At 64.4% G+C, this 20,598-nt stretch carries 17 protein-coding genes; 5 read left to right on the top strand and 12 right to left on the bottom strand.

Translation table 11 applies throughout. From position 1 onward, the window contains the following. Nucleotides 1-5 precede the first annotated feature (5 nt). Nucleotides 6-641, bottom strand: a complete 636-nt coding sequence (locus MJ956_RS16400) for a DedA family protein (protein ID WP_253965511.1) — start codon at nt 639-641, stop codon at nt 6-8. A 175-nt stretch (nt 642-816) separates the two neighbouring features. Between MJ956_RS16400 and MJ956_RS16395 the strand changes: the two genes are divergently transcribed. After that, nucleotides 817-1,218 carry a hypothetical protein gene (locus tag MJ956_RS16395; RefSeq protein WP_253965510.1) on the top strand — a complete coding sequence of 134 codons (402 nt, stop codon included), beginning with the start codon at nt 817-819 and terminating at the stop codon, nt 1,216-1,218. A 16-nt stretch (nt 1,219-1,234) separates the two neighbouring features. On the opposite strand, the gene MJ956_RS16390 is transcribed toward MJ956_RS16395, so the two are convergent. Both MJ956_RS16390 and MJ956_RS16385 read right to left on the bottom strand, forming a co-directional pair. Then, on the bottom strand, nt 1,235-1,588 hold the full coding sequence (locus MJ956_RS16390) for a response regulator (RefSeq protein WP_253965509.1): 354 nt from the start codon (nt 1,586-1,588) through the stop codon (nt 1,235-1,237). A gap of 13 nt (nt 1,589-1,601) precedes the next feature. Further along, on the bottom strand, nt 1,602-3,083 hold the full coding sequence (locus MJ956_RS16385) for a sensor histidine kinase (RefSeq protein WP_253965508.1): 1,482 nt from the start codon (nt 3,081-3,083) through the stop codon (nt 1,602-1,604). 666 nt (nt 3,084-3,749) lie between these two features. Here MJ956_RS16385 and tkt point away from each other — a divergent pair. After that, on the top strand, nt 3,750-5,759 hold the full coding sequence (gene tkt, locus MJ956_RS16380; protein WP_253965507.1) for a transketolase: 2,010 nt from the start codon (nt 3,750-3,752) through the stop codon (nt 5,757-5,759). 125 nt (nt 5,760-5,884) lie between these two features. Here tkt and MJ956_RS16375 read toward each other — a convergent pair whose 3' ends face one another. The 6 genes from MJ956_RS16375 to MJ956_RS16350 all read right to left on the bottom strand — a co-directional run bounded on the left by MJ956_RS16375 (nt 5,885) and on the right by MJ956_RS16350 (nt 10,323). Further along, entirely contained in the window at nt 5,885-7,297 is a 1,413-nt protein-coding gene (locus MJ956_RS16375) for a multicopper oxidase family protein (RefSeq protein ID WP_253965506.1), read from the bottom strand. A gap of 125 nt (nt 7,298-7,422) precedes the next feature. Then, the gene (locus MJ956_RS16370; protein ID WP_253965505.1) at nt 7,423-7,893 is read right to left on the bottom strand and encodes a c-type cytochrome; all 471 of its coding nucleotides are present in this window, start codon (nt 7,891-7,893) and stop codon (nt 7,423-7,425) included. A 64-nt stretch (nt 7,894-7,957) separates the two neighbouring features. After that, a complete protein-coding gene (locus tag MJ956_RS16365; protein WP_253965504.1) occupies nt 7,958-8,644 on the bottom strand; it encodes a L,D-transpeptidase in 687 nt (228 codons plus the stop codon). Nucleotides 8,645-8,705: 61 nt separating this feature from the next. After that, the gene (locus MJ956_RS16360) at nt 8,706-8,984 is read right to left on the bottom strand and encodes a hypothetical protein (protein ID WP_253965503.1); all 279 of its coding nucleotides are present in this window, start codon (nt 8,982-8,984) and stop codon (nt 8,706-8,708) included. 239 nt (nt 8,985-9,223) lie between these two features. Then, nucleotides 9,224-9,712: a cupredoxin domain-containing protein gene (locus MJ956_RS16355; RefSeq protein ID WP_253965502.1), complete on the bottom strand. Its 489-nt coding sequence runs from the start codon at nt 9,710-9,712 to the stop codon at nt 9,224-9,226. 242 nt (nt 9,713-9,954) lie between these two features. Next, nucleotides 9,955-10,323 (bottom strand): hypothetical protein, encoded by a 369-nt coding sequence (locus MJ956_RS16350; RefSeq protein ID WP_253965501.1) that lies wholly within the window; start codon nt 10,321-10,323, stop codon nt 9,955-9,957. Nucleotides 10,324-10,852: 529 nt separating this feature from the next. Here MJ956_RS16350 and MJ956_RS16345 point away from each other — a divergent pair. Continuing rightward, nucleotides 10,853-12,202: a UDP-glucose dehydrogenase family protein gene (locus tag MJ956_RS16345; protein ID WP_253965500.1), complete on the top strand. Its 1,350-nt coding sequence runs from the start codon at nt 10,853-10,855 to the stop codon at nt 12,200-12,202. Between the two features lie 42 nt (nt 12,203-12,244). Here MJ956_RS16345 and MJ956_RS16340 read toward each other — a convergent pair whose 3' ends face one another. The 3 genes from MJ956_RS16340 to MJ956_RS16330 all read right to left on the bottom strand — a co-directional run bounded on the left by MJ956_RS16340 (nt 12,245) and on the right by MJ956_RS16330 (nt 18,165). Beyond that, nucleotides 12,245-14,188, bottom strand: a complete 1,944-nt coding sequence (locus MJ956_RS16340; RefSeq protein WP_253965499.1) for a polysaccharide biosynthesis protein — start codon at nt 14,186-14,188, stop codon at nt 12,245-12,247. A 259-nt stretch (nt 14,189-14,447) separates the two neighbouring features. Further along, nucleotides 14,448-15,122, bottom strand: a complete 675-nt coding sequence (locus tag MJ956_RS16335; protein WP_253965498.1) for a GntR family transcriptional regulator — start codon at nt 15,120-15,122, stop codon at nt 14,448-14,450. Between the two features lie 94 nt (nt 15,123-15,216). Beyond that, entirely contained in the window at nt 15,217-18,165 is a 2,949-nt protein-coding gene (locus MJ956_RS16330; RefSeq protein ID WP_253965497.1) for an FAD-binding and (Fe-S)-binding domain-containing protein, read from the bottom strand. Nucleotides 18,166-18,322: 157 nt separating this feature from the next. On the opposite strand from MJ956_RS16330, the gene MJ956_RS16325 reads away from it, so the two are divergent. Both MJ956_RS16325 and MJ956_RS16320 read left to right on the top strand, forming a co-directional pair. Beyond that, complete coding sequence (locus tag MJ956_RS16325; protein WP_253965545.1) at nt 18,323-19,519, top strand: pyridoxal-phosphate-dependent aminotransferase family protein; 1,197 nt, start codon at nt 18,323-18,325, stop codon at nt 19,517-19,519. A 50-nt stretch (nt 19,520-19,569) separates the two neighbouring features. Then, nucleotides 19,570-20,538: a TRAP transporter substrate-binding protein gene (locus MJ956_RS16320; RefSeq protein ID WP_253965496.1), complete on the top strand. Its 969-nt coding sequence runs from the start codon at nt 19,570-19,572 to the stop codon at nt 20,536-20,538. The last annotated feature ends 60 nt before the right edge of the window (nt 20,539-20,598 follow it).

Below are 20,598 nucleotides of genomic sequence, written 5' to 3'. Positions count from 1 at the left end.
ATGTTCTAGCCTTCCGCTTGCGACGGTTCGCTGGCGTCCGGTTCGTCCTTCGCCTCGAAGGTTATGACCCGGTAGATGTAAAAAATCACGATCAGCCCAAGAACGACGTTCGACACAGGACCAACATAGGCCTCGACCACTTCGTAGTTCTGCCCGAGCAGGTAGCCCGCGCCGGCAAGCAGACTGGTCCAGACCGCGCTACCGATCGCCGACAGCACGAGAAATACCAGCAGCGACATCTTCGCGATACCGGCGGGCACGGAGATCAGCGTGCGCACGGTGGGGATCAACCGTCCGAACAGCACGGCGGAATAGCCGTGACGGCGAAACCAGCCGTCCGCGGAATCCACGTCGCTCGGCGATAGCGTCAGCCAGCGACCGTGACGCGCCGCGAGACGTTTCAGCCGCCGTCTGCCGATCAGTTTTCCCGCGTAATACCAGGGGATGACACCGGCGAGCGAACCAACCGTGCCGGCCAGGATCACCGCCACCATCGACATCTGGCCGCCGGCGGCCTGATAGCCGGCAAGCGGCATGATCAGTTCGGACGGGATCGGCGGAAAAATATTCTCCAGGAACATCAACAGGGCAATGCCGAAGACACCTAGGCTGTCCATCAGGGACTTGACGAAAACATCCATGAAAAACTCCCAGGTTTCCGAGTATGAACCCTGTTCGACGCCGGGTCGGGTCAGTTCACCGCCGAGCAACGAATAAACGATGCGTTGCGATCCGCCGCGGGAGGAAATAATCCCGCCGCTACCCGCACTGCTCCGCCTGCTTGCGGCCATCAGCGGTCAATGCTCTTGTGGCGCGATGACGACTGGTCTTCAGAGCTTCGACAACTTCTCCTGGGCCAGTCTTCTGGCCGGTCGCGACGTGTTGATCTGCGACGGCGACGCCGGGCGGGCGCTACAAACCGCCAACGCGCTAGAGCGTGCCGGCGCTCGCGCGACGATCGCCGAAAGCCAGAGGGTCGCGCTCGACCGCCTGCCCCGCCGCGATTTCGCTCTCGTCGTCGTCGTATTGGACGGTCAAGGCGAACTCGACGCCACACTTTCGCAGGCGCTGGAGGCAAGCGACGCGAAGCTGCTGCTGATGGTCGACGCCGATCGGCGCGAAATTTCCGGCAAAATGGCGACCCGAGCGCGGGTTGCCAGTCTCGGAATGAGCGAGCGCCAACTGGTGATGTTCCTAACCGAGACGAGCGACGAATAGGGCGGCCATCTGGACGTTAACCCAGGGCCGAACCGATCGAGCTCTCGATCTGCCGCTCGGTATAGGGCTTCTGCAGGACAGGACAGCTTTGCCATTCCTGCTCGAGACCCGAGCGGCCATAGCCGGTGGCGAAGATGACCGGCACCCCGGCACTGCGGAAGCGTTCCGCCACCGGATAGACCTTTTCCCCGCCGACATTGACATCCAGAATCGCCACGTCGACCTCGATCCCAGCGTCGATCATTTCATGGGCACCATTGAGGCGCATCGCGAGACCGACGACCTCACAACCCAGATCGAACAGCATGTCTTCCAGTTGCATGGCGACGAGGCTTTCGTCTTCGACGACGAAGATTTTGAGACCCTTCATGTGACGAGATTCATTACGCGGCTGAGCTTTCAAATTCGTCCACCTCGGACAAGGCGACATCGAACCAACAAATGAGACCGGATTCGCCAAGATCAAGGGACATCGTACCAGCGAGTTCGCCCTCGATGATCCGACGCAGCATGCGTATGCCGAAACCGGCGGTCAGACGGCGATCGACGGGATCACCCATAGTCTCGCGCCAGGTCACCTCGAGGGGCTGGCCGTCACTACGCGGCGAGATGTTCCATTCAACGGCGAGGGTGCCGGCGGGAGATGCCATCGCTCCATAACGGGCCGCATTCGTGGCAAGTTCGTGAAAAACCATGGCCAGCGCAATCGCCCATTTCGACGTCAAATGCACTTCTGGACCGGCCATCCGGATCCGGGCCGGGTCGAAGGCGGCAAGCTCCTGGCGCAGCAGCACCGAGAGGCCCGCCGCTTCCCAGCGACGCGCCGAAAGAACGTCATGGGCCTGGCTCAGCGCCATAATCCGCGCCTCGAAGGCATAGCGGGCCTCCTCCGGATCGGTGATATTGCGAAAACTCTGCCGCGCCATCGCCTGAACGGTCGACAGCGTGTTCTTCACACGATGGTTCAATTCGTCGATCAAAACCCGTTGACGTTGTGCCGCGCGGATCGATTCGGTTCGGTCGAAGCCTTGCACGAAGACACCGGATACCGCCCCCTCTGGGTCGCGGATCGGGTTGAAGGAAAAGTCGATGAAAGACTCGGTCGGATCACCTTGCGCCTCCGATCGGATCATCACCCTGACGCCCTCGCCCGAAAAGCTCTGACCTTTGCTATAGACCTCATCCAGCATTTCGAGGAAGCCCTGCCCCTCGATCTCCGGGAGGACCGCGGAGATCGTCCTGCCAACCGTGTCGCGCCCGCCGATGAAGCGGGAATAGCTGTCGTTCACGAACGTGAAGACGTGATCCGGTCCCTGGAGCACCGCGATCATTCCCGGGGCCTGTCTGAACAGACCGCGGAACTCTTCTGCCTGCGAGACCGTCGCCTGGTAGGCTTCCTCCACGTCCTGGGCGTGTTTCAGCAACGCCAGTTCACTTGGGACCGTGCGGAACGGCACCGAACTGGCTTCCTTCAGCCGAACGATCTCGGTGACGTCCGCGGTATTTTGGATAATGAACTCGACGTCGCCCGCGGCGCTCTTCACAGGCGTATGCGTCGCTGTCCAGTAGCGTTTTTCGAAGCCACCGCCAGCCGCCGCCGGAAGGGGAATATCATAGGGAATGAAGGCTATCGTATCGGGCTCGCCAGACTTGAGCACCTCATCGAGGGAGGCCTTCAGCCGGCGCCCGCTCTCCCCTTCATTGGGGAACATGTCGAAGAGCTTCCGTCCCACCAGATCGTCGCGCGAGCGCAGCACCGCGGTCTCGTAGGCCAGATTGACGGCGACATAACGCAACTCCGAATCCAGCACCATGTAGGGACTGGAAAGGGCATCGAAGAATAGCTCAAACCGCAGAGGTATCATTCAGCAACGTACTCTGTCGCGCAAGGCTCCCGCTTCGCTTGCGTCCCACTCATGTACAGGTCCTCTTGCATTTGAACCTCGGCGCCCTTGCACCTTGGCATACCCATTTTTCCTGCTTGCGGATTGCCTAGGCAAGCCGAAGGATCACCACAGAGCCGAACATCCGGACCGTCGTGATGACTGCTTTCGTGCATGTATGCAGCCGCCGCTCGTCCAAAAGACCCCGCACTGCAGACGAACGCCAGTTCGTACCAACGCGCGGGCGGGTCTTCGGTTTCACAGAAATGTAGCCGGCTACGGCTGGCGCAGTTTTTCTTCGTCGGTGAATGCCGCTTCCATGCCCGTGTTACTATCCAGGCGCCGCCTCCCAGCGGCACGATCATCCATTCGGGATCCCGTCTTCGACTCTCGGCCTCCGATTACAAGTTTTCTAACTGTTCGGGTGATCAATTCTTACCTCGCACGTAATTGAAAAACCCGGGCAGGCCGTGCATTAGGTCATCCGTGTTTTGGTGGCGGAGGCAGGGAGGCGGCAACCGGCAGACGGTCCGCCCTTACCTGCCGGCGCCGCAAGATGCAGCAAGGCCGCAGCGGGCATGGGAAGCGCCGCGGGCCTGACGAAAGAGCCGCGAAGCCGCTTCGGCGGATTCCACGAAGGAGAGACCGATGCAGGATTCAGCCGAGATGGCCGTGGCCACGGACGCCACCACCCTCCGCCACATGGCGAACGGGATCCGCTTCCTGTCGATGGACGCGGTTGAGGCGGCCAAATCCGGCCATCCCGGCATGCCGATGGGCATGGCGGACGTCGCCACCGTCCTGTTCAGCCGGTTCATGAAGTTCGATCCCGTCCGCCCCGACTGGCCGGATCGCGACCGCTTCGTGCTTTCCGCCGGCCACGGCTCGATGCTGCTCTATTCGGTCCTGCATCTGACCGGCTACGCGGACTTTCCCATCGATGAACTCAAGCGCTTCCGCCAGATCGGCTCGAAGACCGCCGGCCATCCCGAATTTGGCCACGGCGCCGGCATCGAGACGACGACCGGGCCGCTCGGCCAGGGGCTCGCCACCGCCGTCGGCATGGCGCTCGGCGAGCGCATCCTGAACGCCCGCTTCGGCTCCGAACTCTGCGAGCATTACACCTACACGATCGCCGGCGACGGCTGCCTGATGGAGGGCGTCAGCCAGGAGGCTATCTCGCTCGCCGGCCACCTGAAGCTGAACAAGCTGATCGTCTTGTGGGACGACAACCGGATCACCATCGACGGCTCCACCGACCTGTCGACCTCGGAGGACATGCACAAGCGCTTCGAGGCCGCAGGCTGGGCGACGCTGGCCGTCGACGGCCACGATTCGGACGCCGTCGCGGCGGCGATCGGGACCGCGCAAAAGTCCGACCGTCCGACGATGATCGCCTGCCGCACGACGATCGGCTACGGCGCCGGCAAGAAGGCCGGCACTGCCGGCATCCACGGCTCGCCGGTCGGCGCCGAGGGCATCGCCTACGCACGCGAGCACCTCGCCTGGAGTTCTGAGCCTTTCGTCCTGCCCGACGACGTCACCGATTTCTGGAAAGCGGTCGGCCGGCGCGGCGCGGCGGAGGCCGACGCCTGGGCCGATCGTCTGGCCAAGGCGGATTCGCAAAAGGCCGCAGACTGGAAGCGCATGATGACGGAGGGCTTCGACGGCGACGCCGCCGCGATCCTCGCCGAGGTCAAGGTCCATCTTGCCGGCGAAAAGAGCGTCGCTACCCGCAAGGCCAGCCAGACGGTGATCGACGCGCTGACCGGGCAATCGATGAAACTGATCGGCGGCTCGGCCGATCTGTCCGGCTCGAACCTCACCAAGGCCGGCGCGGCCAAGCCGATATCGGCGGAGGATTACACCGGCAACTACATCTATTACGGCGTGCGCGAGCACGGCATGGCGGCGCTGATGAACGGGCTGTCGCTGCATGGCGGCTTCGTGCCCTTCGGTGGCACCTTCCTCTGCTTCACCGACTATGCGCGCCCGGCGATGCGCCTGTCGGCGCTGATGGGGCGGCCGGTGATCTACGTGATGACCCACGATTCGATCGGCCAGGGCGAGGACGGCCCGACGCATCAGCCGATCGAGCATCTCGCCTCGCTGCGGGCGATGCCGAACATGAACGTTTTCCGCCCGGCCGACGGGGTCGAGACGGCCGAATGCTGGGAACTGGCGCTGGCCGCGAAGGCGACGCCGTCGACGCTGGTGCTGACGCGCCAGGGCGTGCCGACGCTGCGCACGGACGGGGCCAAGGAAAACCGTTCGGCAAAGGGCGCCTATGTCATCGCCGCGGCTGACGGCAAGCGCGACGTGACGATTCTCGCCACCGGCTCCGAAGTCGGCCTGGCCGTGGAGGCGAAGGCACAGCTTGCGCAAAGCGGCATTAATGCCGCCGTCGTCTCGATGCCCTCCTGGGAACTGTTCCAGGCGCAGCCGAAAGCCTATCGCGACGAGGTGCTGGGGTCGGCGCCGCGCGTCGCGGTGGAAGCGGCCAGCCCGTTCGGCTGGGCGCGCTATGTGGAGAGCGAGGACGATGTCGTCGGCATGACGAGTTTCGGCGCCTCGGCCCCCGGCCCCGATGTCTACGCCCACTTCAACATCACCGCGGCAGCCGTTGCCGACAAGGCCCGCGCCAAGCTCGGACGCTGATCCGGAAGAGGCTGTCGCGACATGGGCGGCGGCCTCAGCTTGCCGGGCCAGGCTGGCCGCCGTGTGTTTCGACCCTCACCGGCAGAGCGTTCCGCCGCACGCGCGGCCCCCCGGTTCGGCTGTCCCTACGCCACCTCGAACCAGGTTTTCATGCCCGCGACCTGATGTTCGAGCATGTGGCAGTGCAAGAGCCACTTGCCCGGATTGGACGCCTCGAGCGCGATCTCGATGGTCTCCATCGGCGCGTTGAGCACGGTATCGCGCCAGTCGCCGTCCGGATCTGCCTTGCCGTCGCGGGTCAGCACCTTGAAGTGGTGGCCGTGCAGATGCATCGCATGCGGCCAGCGCGTATCGTTGAAAATAGTCAGCTTGACCGTCCGGCCAACCGAAGCGCGGAACAGCGGCTCGTCCATGTCGCCGGCAACGCCATTGAAGGCCCAGATCCGCCGCAGCTTCACCAGTTCGTCGAAACCCCGCTCGCGACCATCGACCATCGCGCGCTCCATCGATCCCATGGCACCGCCGGACATGTCGAGCCGGACGTCGAGGGCTTTGTCCATGTCGAGCTCGTGGCGCATGGTCTCGGCCAACGGCTTGATGTCGCTCGGTTTCGTGGGCAGCGCCGCACGGTTGTCATAGACGAGATCGGCGGCATCGATCCAGGATCGATCAGCATAGACCTTGACGGGGACGCGCGCGCCGGGTTCGGCCTGGCAATCGACGACGACGTCGGCGCGCTGCGCCGGGGCGAGAACCACCACGTCGTCCTTGAGACCGCGAGGCGCGACAGGATGGCCGTCGACGGCTATCAATCGAGGGCCAAGCCCTTCCAGCGAGACCCCCAGGATGCGGGCATTGGCGCCGTTGATCAGGCGCAGGCGAATGCGCTCGCCGGCCCTGACCGGCAGTACGGGTCCAACGGTGCCATTGACCGTCACCACATTGCCGATGCGGCCGCCATGGCCCCAATCCATCAGGCTGCCGAGGCTGTCCTCGTCGATCATGCCCTCGCCGGTGAGGCGCCAGTCGTCGATGAACAGCGTCAGTTCGCGATCGGCGCCAAGCCAGGGCTCCGGCTCCTCGACGATCAGCGGACCGCTCAGCCCGCGCGCCATCTGCTCCCAGCTGCGATCGTGGCTGTGGTACCAGAAGGTGCCGGCATCGGGCGCGACGAAGTCGTAGTCGAAGCGGGCGCCCGGCTGCACCGGGTCCTGGGTCAGGCCGGCGGCCCCGTCCATGGCATTGTCGATCCGGATGCCATGCCAGTGGACCGCCGTCGATTGCGGCAGGTCATTGACGAGGCGGCGCCGTACCCGCTCGCCGGCCTTGACGCGGATCGGCGCGCCGGGCGTGGCGCCGTTATAGGCCCAGACCTGGGTCGGTCCGAACGTGTCGGCGGGCAGAAGCTGCGCGGTTGCGGGCGCGGCCCGTAGTTCCGGGAAGGGTTCGGCCGCGGGCGCGGCACGGATCGCGGCCGGCGTGAGTGCCGATCCGGCGAGAGCGGCCGTACCCAGCATGAAGCGGCGTCGGGAAATCATGGGTATCCTCGAGAATTCTGGCCGTTGGGGCATAAGAAATCGGCCGGAGCGGCGCGGCGCCCCGGAGAGAGGCACGGAATATAACACGGACAGCGGGCACCCCGGTCAGGGATGCCCGCCGTCGATCATTTACTTTTTGCCCGCGCGGCGTTCAACGAATCGTGCCGCGTGCGGATTTCCTCGGGCCAGGTCGACTTGATGTAGGAGAGCACGGCGATGATTTCCTCATCGCTGAACATGTCCTCATAAGCCGGCATCGCCGACTCATAGTCCCCCCCGACGACCGCTGCCGGACCCAGCTTGGTCAGCCGGAACAGGGTCTCGTCGTCGTGGTGCCAGGTATGACCGCTCTCGTCGTGGGGCGGCGCCGGCATCAGCCCGTCGGGACCGGGCGAGCGCCAGTCCGGCTGCCCCTCGAGGCCCTCGCCATGGCACGAGGCGCAGTTCGCCGCGTAGAGCGCCCGCCCCTCAGCCACCACGGCGGCGTCCGCGGGGCGCAACAGCCCCGCCTCCCCGCCGCCAGGAAGCGCCATGAAGGTCCAAAGGCCGACTCCCGCCGCGACGGCCGCGGCGAGAACGAGGCCCCACCGCATCATCGGGCCGACCGCCAGTCGAGGCCGGTGGCCGCCATGGCGTCACCCAACTGAAGCATTTGCGCCATCACACCAGCCCTTCCGGTTCCTTCGCTGCGCGCACCAGCACCGTCGTACCCTCGGGAACGCGGTCGTAGAGATCGATGATCTCATGGTTCAGCAGCCGGACGCAGCCGGAAGACACGGCGCGACCGATCGAATGGGCCTCCGGCGAACCGTGGATGCGGTACAGCGTGTCCCTGCCGTCCTGGAAGAGATAGAGCGCCCGCGCGCCGAGCGGATTGTCCAGGCCCGGCGGCTGGCCGCCATTCGCGGCGGAGTATTTTTCCAGTTCCGGCTGACGCTCGATCATCTCTTTCGGCGGCGTCCAGGTCGGCCAATGGCGCTTGTACTGGATCGTCGCCTTGCCCGACCAGGCAAAGCCGGCGCGTCCGACCCCGACGCCATAGCGCAACGCCTTTCCGCCCTCCTGGACGAGATAAAGAAAGCGCGCGCCTGGATCGACGACGAGGGTTCCGGGGACCTCTCCCGTGGGGTCGTCCACGATCTGACGCCAATATTGCGGCGCGACCACACCCGGCGGAACGGCCGGGATCGGATAGGGCTCGGTGGTGATGGGCCCATATGACAGGGGATAGGGCGGAACCGGATCCGGTTCGGGAGCGGGTATAGGCGGCGGCGAGGTGACACAGCCGCTGACAGCCAAAGCCGTCGCGGACAGGCCAGCGCCGAGGATAGCGCGTCGTGTAAGCATAGGGATATTCCTGATTCAATAGAATGTGCGGCCGAATGGGATCGGCCGGAGACGGCGAGAATCAGGCGCGGGGCGGCTTCGTCAGGGGACGCGGCGCCAACGATCGCCAGCCGAGGTCGGCAGTGTGGTTCTGGGACACCCGGTTCGTGGAATCACCGGCCGAAGCGGACGCAAGAATAGCGATCAGGTCGACGACGCAGCGGCTGGACTGCTGGCCTTTCGCGGCCATGCCGCAACGCTTGCCCGCATTGCTCCACGCGCGCGCCGTCGCGCCGCTCGCCTCCGGGATCGAGATGTCGATCGCCGGTGCCGGCGCCATGCCATAGGCGGGCGCCAGCAAAATCGGAACGATCAAAAGGAGCGTCAACAAGAGCCGCATCATAGCCGGTGTCTAATTCATCATCCCGTCGAATTGAAGGCGCGGAAATACAACGCTGCGTGATTTTCTGGCGACCGCTACAGACCGGCGGTCCTGCCGAACCGCGGGCCCGCGCGACAATCCACCGGGCCTGCGGGGCTTCTCGCATGGCGTCCGGCATCGATCGGCCGAGGCCGCTCGACACCGGACCCGGCACGAACCTACTTCGCCGCGACGATCAACGGGCCGTGCATGCCCATTTCGTAGTGACCGGGAATCAGGCAGGCGAACTCGAACTTGCCGGTCTTCGTGAAGGTCCAGACGATGTCGCCGTCCTCGCCCTCATCCAAACGAATCGCGTTGGGGTCGGCATGCTTCATGTCGTCCGCCATCGCCATCTCCCCCTTGTGTTTCTGGTTCGCCTCACGGGTGCCGATCACGAATTCGTGCTCGAGCACGCCCTCGTTGTCGATCGCGAAGCGAATGGTTTCACCCTTTGCCACCACGATCTTTCCGGGATCGAAGATCATGTCGCCGTCCTCGGTCTCCAGCATGGCGATCTCGACAGTCCGATCGACAGCGTCGGCCTTGCCGGGCTTGCCGTAGGCCATTTCCTTGTTGTCTCCGCCGGCGTGCGTTCCGCCGGCAAACGCCGGAGCGGCAATGACAGTGGATGCGAAAGCCGTGGCGATGATCAGTTTGTTCAACATAGGTCGTTCCTCGTTAACTCACTTGCGATGTGCCCTTCCGATCTGCGGCCGTCAGCGGCCGAAGCGTTCCCCGCCACGCAGCGTTTGCACCGCGCGGATCTGGAAGGAGTGCTGATAGTCGAAGGTGCAGGGATCCCGGCCGGAGTCCGACGCCGGCCCGCGCTCAGGAAGACCGGCTGTAAAGCCGAGAGCCGCCGAAAGCGATCGGATGCGACAAGGACGCAGGACGCGACATCGAGATGTCAGGCGCGTGGCGGCCCGACACCAGCCGCGACCGGCCGTCCGATCAGCTCCGCGACGTGAGAAGGAATACGAGCTTTGGGGGAGTCGGAGGTCAGGGCACCGAACGCGACAGCGACGTATTTGACCGGACAATCGCTACTGCATGAACTGTCCGTCGCGCCGTGCTCACCGGCGAGCGACACCACCGGATTGGCCACACCGTGCGCATGATCGCCGTCAATGGAAAGGGCGGCGCTCCACGAGGCGACGTGACGATAGGTCGGAGCCGCTCCCGCAGGTGCGAACTGCGACAACAAAACCGACAGCGTCACCAGGACCGCGGTCAGCAGTCTGATGGTCGCTCGCGGCGGTTTCGTCGATCGCGTCATGCGGACTCCAGTAATGATTCCAAGGGAATCTGTCGATCCTGAAATCTTGCATAGATTGCGACGTAAATAGCCATGTTGCATCGCAATACCTGGCCCGCGCCATCCGTACCGGGATTTATCGAAGCGCTGAAATTGCACCGGAAAGTGGCTATAGTCTGACGAAGAAGCTCCCCTGCCGGGTCCATGGCGTCCCGACCAAGGGCTTTTTCGTCGATCGCTCTATTATAGCACCTGCGATGCGACGACCGCACCTCGCCGTCATCGCGTCATCGCCGCCTCCCGCTTCCAGAGCGGCAAAGGACGGAGCACGCACGCCGCCCGCTACCGCTTTGCAGGTGTGAAGATCGCGATGGTTTGAGGTGTTGCGTTTTCCGGCTGCAATCCGTTCGCATTGCAATGCCAGGTGTGTCCACGGCCCGGGGCGATCGTCCGGCCGGGGCATGTTTTCTATTGCTCTTCAAACCTTCCGACTGTTTATCCGGAATACTCTTTTTCGGCTCGCCTTGCATTCTGGACCTGGACATAGCGGATGATGATCACGGTGATTGGTAGCGGCTATGTCGGGCTGGTGGCCGGCGCCTGTTTGGCCGAACTTGGCAATGATGTCGTTTGCATCGACACCGACGCCGCCAAGATCGACATGCTGCGACGAGGCGAAGTGCCGATCTTCGAGCCGGGACTCGAGTCGCTGCTGCGGCGCGGCCAAGAGGCCGGGCGGCTGGAATTCACCACCGATTACGACCTCGCTGTCAGCCGCAGTACCATCTTCCTGATCGCCGTCGGCACGCCCCCCGAGGAAGACGGCAGCGCCGACCTGCGCCATGTCCTGTCGGCCGCCGCGGCGATCGGCGAGCGGCTGACGCGCAAGGCGGTGATCGTCAACAAATCGACGGTTCCGGTGGAAACCGCGGCAAAGGTCGAGGCGGTGATCGCCGAAAGGCTTCAGGCTCGCGGCGTCGATGTGGAGTTCTCGGTCGTGAGCAATCCGGAGTTTCTCAAGGAGGGCGCCGCGATCGAAGACTTCACGCGGCCGGATCGCATCATCATCGGAAGCTCGGATGCTTGGGCGACCGAAGTGATGCGGAATCTCTACGCGCCGCTCAATCGCCGCCAGGACAAGATCATCGTGATGGATCCGAGAAGCGCGGAACTGACGAAATACGCGGCGAACGCGATGCTGGCGACGCGCATCAGCTTCATGAACGAGCTGGCCCATCTATCGGAAGCCGTGGGAGCGGACATCGAGGCTGTGCGGCGGGGCATCGGAAGCGACCCCCGCATCGGACTCCGGTTCCTTTATCCCGGCTGCGGGTATGGCGGCAGCTGCTTCCCCAAGGACGCCCGCGCCCTGATACGCATGGGCGCGGAGCATAAGGTGCCGCTGCGCGTCATGCAGGCCGTGGAAGAGGCGAACAGACGCCAGAAACACGCGCTGTTTGAAAAGCTTGCCACCTTTTATGGTGGCGAGCGCGAACTGGACGGCAAGACGATCGCGCTTTGGGGGCTCTCCTTCAAGCCCGATACCGACGACATGCGCGAAGCACCCAGTCGCGTGCTGATAGAGGACTTGCTGTCCCATGGCGCCCAGGTGCGGGCCTACGATCCGGCGGCGATGAAGCAGACGCGGCAGATTTTCGCGGATGCTTCGCGGCTAACCTTGTGCCCCAGTGCCGCGGATGCGTTGGAGGGAAGCGACGCCCTCGCCATCGTGACCGAGTGGCGCGAGTTTCGTAGCCCCGATTTCGATGAAATCGCGTCCCGGCTGAAGGACAAGGCGGTCTTCGATGGCCGCAACATGTACGAGCGAAGCGTCACCGATACCGCCGGCCTGGCCTATTTCGACATCGGAAGGAATCCCGTCGAGCCCCGGGAGAGGTAAAACCGCACCAGTCTGCGCAAGATACCCGCGGGACAGACGACCTCAATGATCGCCAGCGTCGGATTTCTCGTGACCGGTGTCGCTCGTAAGAGCGACGAGTTCGGGCGGAAGCGTATACGGCCCGCCCTTCATCATGGCGAGCACCTCCTCGCCAGGGTTGAATTCGGTTACGGTCGACTTCAACAGACGCAAGGCTCCCGCCAGGTCGTGCGCATCGATCAGACGTCTCATCTCGTCAAAGATACGCGAGATGACGCCGCACTCGATCGCCCGCGGGAACGCCACCAAAATACCCTCGATATCGGTCTGCTCCAGAGTCTCGCGGGAATCGAACAGCTCTTCGTAGAGCTTTTCGCCGGGCCGCAACCCGGTGTAGACGATCTTCACGTCCGTATCCGGCCGCAAGCCGGAGAGGCGAATGACGTTGCGGGCGAGTTCGGCTATCTTCACCGGAGCGCCCATGTCGACCACGAAAATCCGCCCCCGTTCCTCGGGTTCTTCCAGACTGTGGGCGGCCGATTGCAGCACCAGTAGGCAGGCTTCCGGAATCGTCATAAAATAGCGTTCGATCTCCGGATGGGTAACCGTCAGGGGGCCGCCCGCCTTCAACTGCTTTTCGAACAGCGGAACGACGGAACCGGCCGAGCCGAGGACATTGCCGAAACGGACGGTGACGAAACGGGTCCCGGTCTTGCCGGCACTGAGGTCCATCGCCTGGCAGAACATCTCCGCCATCCGCTTGCTGGCGCCCATGACGTTCGCCGGATTGACGGCCTTGTCCGTGGAGATCATGACCACGGCGCCCACTTTCGCGCGTACCGCGGCTTCCGCCACGTTGCGGGTTCCGATCGCATTGGTGAACAGCCCTTCGAGCGGCTGTGCTTCGACGATCGGCACATGCTTCAGCGCCGCCGCGTGGAAGATGACGTCCGGCCGGTGCGTATCGATGATGCGGGCGATCCCTTCCCTTTCGCGCACGTTGCACAACAGCGGATGCAGGTCGTATTGCGGATTGTTCCGGCGAAGCTCGGCATCGATCGCGTAAAGCAGGTACTCGCTAGCGTCCACAAGGATCAGGCTCGCCGGTTCTAGGGCGACGATCTGGCGGACGAGTTCCGATCCGATCGAGCCGCCCGCGCCGGTGATCAGGATCTTCTGATCCTTGATCATCGTCGCCATTTTCGGGAGGTTTAACTGTAACGGCTTGCGCTGCAACAAGTCCTCCAGCTTGATCGGACGGACTTCCACTTCCGAGCCGAGTTCGCGGAGGTCGAGAACCTTCGGCAAGCGCAGCATCTCGAGGTGATGCTCGCTGGCGATGTCGATCAGATCCTGCATTCGCGCGTGGCGCTCGTAGTCGTCGCGCGTCCGCGTCAGGATCAACGCTTCCGGCCGGCGGCCCTGTCGGTCGAAACGCCGGATGATCTGCGGCAGTTTCTCCAGGGAGCCGAGTACCGGAACGCCGCGAATGAACCGGCCGGTGCGGCGTCCGCGTTCGTCGATGATCGCCAGAACCTCGAAGGCCTGCCCGCTTCGTTCCGCGATCGTCTTCAAGAACGTCTCGCTGTTATCGCCCGCGCCGATCAACAGGACGCGTTTGGCCACGCCGCCATCTCTGCGGACATCCCGGCGCGTATCCCGCCAGTTGCGGTAAACCCGATAAACGGCGCGCGGCGCCGCCAGCAAGACGATCAGAAACGCCCACGCGATAATCATGGACGAGCGCGGGATCGCCTCCAGCCGCACCAGCAGGAAATGAGCGACGATGAAAATTGAAACGGCGATGGTCGCCGCCTTGATGATCGCCACCAGATCCGGGAGCGACGCATAGCGCCAGACGCCCCGGTTCATCCCGAGCACGAAGCCGACGATGCCGACGACCGCGCCAAAGATAATCGCCGCGAGGCCATATTCCGGCAAGTTGGCAAGGACCCTGTTCAGGTCCAGCCGCAGGACCAAAGCCAGAAACAGCGCCGCGACCCCCATGATGCTGTCATGGACTAAAGCTATGCCTCGAAGGAAAAGCATCCGGGAGACGTGACTTGAACGTACCATGACAACCATCCACCCACAGTGGAATTTGGAGGAATTGAAGGCTTCTTATCCAAAAAATCCGTGGCGGGCTAGGCCGAGGTCAGCTCTACCCCAAAGCGTCGGTATGGCCCGCTTCATGGCCAGAGTTGGCCCGCCAGCGGTCAAGGATGTGACAGGCACCGCCCGCCCCGGCAAGGTTGATCGCGTCGGCTCAGTCGTCGCTGATCGCGACCAGCGTCTGCAGCTTGTGCTGGAGATGTTCCTTCATCAACCGCCCCAGAAGCGCGCCGTTCCGGGCTGCCAGCGCGGCATGGATCGCTTCATGTTCACGGGTCGCGGCAAGCCATCGCTCGGGCGTCAGATTGGCCTGGTAGCGCGCCCGGTAAACCCTACGCGCCACCATGGCGTGGTGCTGAATGAGGGTGGGATTGCCGGCAGCAGCCAGGATGGCACCGTGGATCGCCTGGTTGATCTCGAAATAAGCCGGGCGGTCGTGGGTCTCGTAGGTTTGACGAAGCCGCCGTGTCAGATCCCCGATCGCCGCTATATCGGGCTCGGACGCCCGCTCGGCCGCGAGCTCGCCGGCCAGACCTTCCAGCGCCGCGATCAGGGGGAACAATTCCGCGAGTTCCGCCAGCGTCTGCCGCGACACGACGGCGCCCCTGTTCGGAATGAGCTGGACGAGCCCTTCGTGAGCCAGGACCTTCAGAGCCTCCCGGATCGGCGTGCGTGAGACGCCGAAGCGTGCGGTCAGCGCTTTCTCCGGCACCTTCTCGCCCGGCGTCAGTTCGCCTTCCATGATCATCCGGCGCATTCGGTCGGTGAGTTCGACCGCCAGCGCGGGACGCGTCACGAAGCCGTCGGGGTTCAGGTCGGCAAGGCTCATGTCTCATTGTCCCGCGCACTGTGGCGGTCGACCATGGGGCCACCGCGCTCGATCCTTATCCTCCCGCAACAGGCGGCGGTCGGGATGCCTGCTGCTACGCCGCCGTGGCCGGCCGGTCCAGCGCGCCGGCCAGAACCTCGGCGACGTGAACCGCCTTGCGATCAGCGCCGTCGGCAATCTGGTGGCGACAGGAGGTGCCGTCGGCGACGATGATCGCATCCTCCGGCGCGCTTCGCACGGCAGGCAGCAAGGACAATTCGCCCATTGCCAACGACACGTCGATCGTCTCGGCATCGTAGCCGAAGGCGCCGGCCATCCCGCAGCAGGACGATTCGATGATCGCCAAGTCGAGCTTTGGAATCAGACGCAACGCCGCTTCGACCGCGGACATCGCGCCGAACGCCTTTTGGTGGCAGTGTCCGTGCAGACAGGCCTTCCGGTCCAGCGGCCCGAGCGGCAAGGACAGGCGGCCAGCCCGACTTTCGCGGACGAGAAACTCCTCGAACAGCATCGCGCCGGCGGCAACGGCTTCGGCGTCCTCGCCCGGCACCAATGCCAGGAATTCGTCGCGCAGCGTCAGGATACAGGACGGCTCGAGCCCGATGATGGCCCGGCCCGCCCGCACGTGCGGCAGCAAGGCGGCGATGGTGCGCCGCGCCTCCTCCCTGGCACGATCCGCCATGCCCGCCGCGAGATAGGTCCGGCCACAGCACAGCGGCCGCTCGCCACCGCCGAGACTGGCGATCTCGACGTGGTAGCCGCCCGCCTGGAGCACCTTGACGGCCGCGCGGAGAGTCTCGGGGTCGAACCAGCGGCCGAAGGTGTCGGCGAAAAGAACCACGCGACGCTCTTGAGCGTCCGCCGGAATCTCGCCACCCCGCCCTTCCTCGTCGCGGAACCAGTCCCGCCGAAAGACCGGCAGCGTCCGACGACGGGAGAAACCGAAGAGGCGCTCCGACAGCGCGGCAAGTCCGGGAACACGGTCGCGCAGCGCCAGCAAGTCCGTCAGCCGCGCCGCCACCGGAGCATAGCGCGGCAACCCGGCGATCAGCCGATCCTTCAGCGAAAAGCCCTTCCCCTTGCCCCGTTGATAGAGCACTTCCGCCTTCATCTTCGCCATGTCGACGCCGGTCGGGCATTCGCGGCGGCAGGCCTTGCAGGAGACACACAGTTTCAGCGTCTCGACCATCTCGTCGGAGGCGAGCGCATCAGGGCCAAGCTGGCCGGAGAGCGCCAGGCGCAGCGTGTTGGCGCGGCCGCGGGTCACGTCCTTCTCGTTCCGGGTGACGCGGTAGCTCGGGCACATGACGGCCCCGGCCATCTTCCGGCAGGCGCCATTGTTGTTGCACATCTCCACAGCGCCCTGGAATCCGCCCGCCGCTCCCGGCCAGGCCGACCAATCGAAGGCCGTCGCGATCTCCTCGACCGCGTAGCCCGGCGGGTAGCGCATCAAACTGCGATCATCCATCTTCGGCGGATGGACGATCTTACCGGGATTGAGCAGCCCGGACGGATCAAAAGCCGCCTTAACCTCCTCGAAAGCGCGCACGATGCGCGAGCCGAACATGGCCTCGTGAAATTCGGAGCGGACGATGCCGTCGCCGTGTTCGCCGGAATGCGAACCCTTGTACTCACGCACCATCGCGAAGGCCTCATCGGCGATCGCGCGCATCGTCGCGACATCCTTGTCCAGCTTGACGTTGAGCACCGGGCGGACATGCAGACAGCCTTCGGAGGCATGAGCATACCAGGTGCCGCGCGTGCCATGGCGCTCGAAGATCGCGGTCAGCCGGTCGGTGTAATCGGCCAGGTGTTCGAGCGGCACCGCGCAGTCCTCGACGAAGGAGACCGGTTTGCCCGCTTCCTTCATCGACATCATGATGTTGAGGCCCGCGGCGCGCAGGTCGGCGATGGCGGCCTGCAGCTTGGCGTCCTTGACCGCGACGACGCCGCCTTCTCGTTCGCCTCCCTTGCCAAAGCCGTAGCCAAGACCGCTCATGACGTCCCGCAGCGCCTCCATGCCGCGGTCGTTCTCGTCCGCCTCGTCGGCGAATTCGACCAGCAGCAGCGCCGCCGGGTCGCCCTCGACGAAGGCTTCGAGGGTCGGCCGGAACATGGCGATCTCGCGGGCGAGCGCGATCATGGTCGAATCGACCAGCTCGACCGAGGTGGGTTTGAGCGCAACGATGTGCTGCGCGGCCTCCATCGCCGCCCGGAAGCTCGGGAAATGGCAGGCGCCGAGCAGCCTGGTGCTCTTCGGCAGCGGCGACAGCGCGATCTCGATGGCCGTCGAGATCCCGAGGGTGCCTTCGGAGCCGACCAGGAGATGGGCGAGATTGATCGGCTCGGCCGCCGGCATCAGCGCATCCAGATTGTAGCCGCCGACCCGGCGCTGCACCTTCGGGAACCGCGCCTCGATCTCGTCGGCCTCGCGCCGCCCGAGCGCCAGCATAGCGGCGATCAACTCGCGCGGCGGCTCGTTGGACGTATCCTGATCGAGCTGGGCAAAGCGGCCCTCGGTGCCGTCGGCCAGAATCGCTTCGATGGCGATGACATTGTCGCGCATCGTGCCGTAACGCAGCGAGCGCGAGCCGCAGGAATTGTTGCCGGCCATGCCGCCGATCGTCGCCCGGGAGGCGGTGGAAACATCGACCGGAAACCACAGGCCATGCGGCTTCAGAAAGCGATTGAGGTCGTCCAGGACGATGCCCGGCTCGACCAGCGCGCGCCTGCCTTCGACATCAAGCTCCAGCACGCGGTTCAGGTATTTCGAGGTGTCGATGACGAGGCCGGAATTGACGGTCTGGCCGCATTGCGACGTGCCGCCGCCGCGCATCGTCAGCGGCAGTCCCTCCTCGCGGGCCGCGTCGAGGGCCGCGGCGACGTCGTCGGTCGTCCTCGCGACCACCACGCCGGCCGGCATGATCTGGTATATCGACGCGTCGGTCGCGTAACGCCCGCGCGAAAAGCGATCGAACAGCACCTCCCCGGCGATCTCTTTCGACAGCCTGCGGAACAGGCCCGGCCGGATAATCTCATTCACGATTCCAGATCTCCGCTCCGGGAAAGCGCCATTCGCCGCTTGACAGAAATAATGAATTCATAATTCAATATGACCGGAATTCAGTTGCGCCGGCAAGAGCGCATGGCAGGAAAGGGATCGGATGCGACAAGGCGTCACGATCCGAGGGGGGATGATCGTGAGCTATCGACCGGGACGGCATTTCCTACAGATCCCTGGACCGACCAATGTTCCCGATCGGGTATTGAGGGCGATGGACGGTCCCACGATCGATCATCGCGGCCCGGACTTTCAGGCTTTGGGCAAGCGGGTTCTCTCGGGCATCCGCACGATCTTCCAGACCAAGCACCCCGTCATCATCTATCCCGCGTCGGGGACCGGCGCCTGGGAAGCGGCGCTGGTCAACACGCTGTCGCCCGGTGATCTGGTGCTGATGTATGAGACCGGTCACTTCGCAAGTCTCTGGAAGAAACTGGCGGAACGCCTTGATCTGAAGACCGAATTCATCGGGGGGGACTGGCGTCACGGCGCCGACCCGGCGGCGATCGGCGAGCGTCTCGCCGCCGACACGGCTCACACGATCAAGGCGGTCTGCGTCGTCCATAACGAGACCTCGACGGGCTGCGTGTCGCCCATCGCCGACGTCCGCAAGGCCATCGATGCGGCGAACCATCCGGCGCTTCTCATGGTCGACACGATCTCGTCGCTCGGTTCGATCGACTACCGCCACGACGAATGGGGCGTCGACGTCACCGTGGGCGGATCGCAGAAAGGCCTGATGCTGCCTCCCGGCCTGTCGTTCAACGCGCTGTCCGAGAAGGCCATCGAGGCCTCGAAATCATCGAGGCTGCCGAAATCCTATTGGGCCTGGGACGAGATGCTGCCGGCCAACGCCAACGGATTCTTTCCGTATACGCCGGCGACCAACCTGCTCTATGGCCTCGATGCAGCAATCGAGATGCTGCACGAGGAAGGTCTCGACAACGTCTTCGCCCGACACCAGCGCCACGGCGCGGCAACGCGCGCCGCTGTCGCCGCCTGGGGCCTCGACGTGCTCTGCGTCGAACCCAAGCACCATTCGGGATCGTTGACCGCCGTTCTGATGCCCGGCGAAAAGGGCGCGGACGCGCTCCGCAAGACGATCCTCGAGCGCTTCGACATGTCGCTCGGCGCCGGCCTGTCGAAAGTGGCCGACAAGATTTTCCGCATCGGCCATCTCGGGGACTTCAACGATCTCATGCTTGTCGGTACGCTGGGGGGCGTGGAGATGGGCTTGCGGATAGCGGGCGTGCGGCACGAGGCGGGCGGCGTGGAGGCGGCGATGGAAGTCCTCGCCTCGGCGACGGAGGGGCAGGCGCAACAAGCGGCAGAGTAAGAATCGGGCGGAAGAAACCGCCCGTCCGAATGCAACCGGGAGGAAAGACAATGAACATTCGCACATTGATGATGGGCGCCGCGGCCGCGGCGCTTTGGGGAACGAGCGCGAACGCCCAGGAGGTCCTGAAGCTGGGCCATGTCGGCGCGCCGGGATCGCTCTACGAATCGACGGGCAACAACTTCGCCGAATGCGTCAATGAAAGCGGCAAGGCGAGCGTCGAGGTCTACGGCTCGTCGCAGCTCGGCAACGACGAGGAGATGCTGCAAAAGCTCAAGCTCGGACAGATCGCCTTCTCGATTCCGTCCTCGATCATGAGCTCCGTGTCGCCGACCTTCGGCATCTTCGAGATGCCCTATCTGATCAAGGACCGCGACCACATGCGCAAGGTCCGCGACGAGATGGGCGGGACCTTCGTCGACGCGGCCAGCGGCAAGGGCTACCAGATCATCGGCTTTTGGGAAAACGGCTTCCGCAACGTGACCAACAACGTCCGGCCGGTCACCGTGCCGGCCGATCTGGACGGCATCAAGCTGCGCACGCCGAAGGGCGAATGGCGGGTGAAGATGTTCCAGAGCTACGGCGCCAACCCGACGCCGATGGCCTTCTCGGAAGTGTTCACGGCACTGAAGACCGGCGTGATCGACGGCCAGGAAAACCCGCTTGCCCAGATCTATTCGGGCAAGTTCCAGGAGGTGCAGAAGTACCTCTCGATGACCGGCCACGTCTATTCGCCGGCCTATCTGGCGAGTTCGGCCAAGCAGTGGGAAGGCTGGGACGACGAGCTCAAGACGGTCATCCAGGACTGCGCGGTCAAGGCCAGCGACTTCGCCTATGACGAATCGGCCCGTCTCGACGGCGAACTGGTCGACAAGATCAAGGAAGCCGGCGTCGAGGTGAACGAGGCCGACAAGGATGCCTTCATCGAGGCATCCAAGCCGATCTACGAGGAATTCGGTCAGCAGGTCGAGGGCGGCCAGAAGCTGATCGAGGACATCCAGTCGCTCGCCTCCAGCTGATAAACCGGAGGCCGGCGGCGTCCGCGCCGCCGGCCTACCTTCATTGCTGCACGGCCCGTC

The organism is Aurantimonas marianensis, from assembly GCF_024195285.1.
Lineage (GTDB): Bacteria > Pseudomonadota > Alphaproteobacteria > Rhizobiales > Rhizobiaceae > Aurantimonas > Aurantimonas marianensis.
This window is presented reverse-complemented; position numbering and strand designations above follow the sequence as displayed.